The sequence below is a fragment of the Bacillus sp. mrc49 genome, from assembly GCF_002803435.1.
Genome location: NZ_PHNG01000237.1, coordinates 1 through 757 on the forward strand (window position 1 = coordinate 1; position 757 = coordinate 757).

General features: G+C 38.2%; 1 protein-coding gene. It reads left to right on the forward strand.

All coding sequences use genetic code 11. The features are described from left to right. On the forward strand, positions 1-757 hold a 757-nt coding region (locus tag CVN76_RS01725), incomplete at both ends, for a toxin Cry1Ac domain D-VI-related protein (RefSeq protein WP_232732056.1).

Genomic DNA, 757 nt, shown 5'->3' on the forward strand with positions numbered 1-757 from the left:
ACTTCAAGTGAGTACAGAAAATGGTCATGCCATGCAAGCTGTAAATGTAGGAACAATGAAATTTAAGAAGCCGGAGAGAGTCATATTATCCTCACTTAAAGGTCAAGCGATTGATAATAAATATACCTCCCTAACGCTGAGTATGGATACGGGCAAAGTGAAGTATTGGACGAATCAGTCACCAACTCCTAACAGCTATGTGAGTAATGATGGTAAGGATTTCACTTGGGACGCTAATTATCGCTATGACGTAGCTCAAGCAATAAAAGTATCAAAGAACTTAAACTATAATTTCAATATTGAATTTGATAAAACAAATAAGATTGAATTAGGAACTGATGTAGATGGTCAATTAAAAAAAGAGCTAGCTGAAGCGAAGAACAAAGTCGAAGATCTATTCACGAATGATAAGTTCGATACATTGAAAGGAAGTACGAATCAAGGGGCGATAGACGAAGCTCAAGCAGCAGTCAATAAATTGCCAGCCGGTGCGGAAAAAGACCGTTTACAAGATTTAGTGAACAAAGCGAAGGATTTATTGAAGAAAAAAGAAGAAGCAGAAAAAGACCAAGCCGATGCGAAGAAAAAAGTAGAAGACCTGTTCACGGATAACAAGTTCGACACATTGAAAGGAAATACCAATCAAGCCGCGGTTGACGAAGCGGAAGCAGCAGTCAATAAATTACCAGCCGGTGCGGAAAAAGACCGTTTACAAGATTTAGTGAACAAAGCGAAGGATTTATTGAAGAAAAAAGAA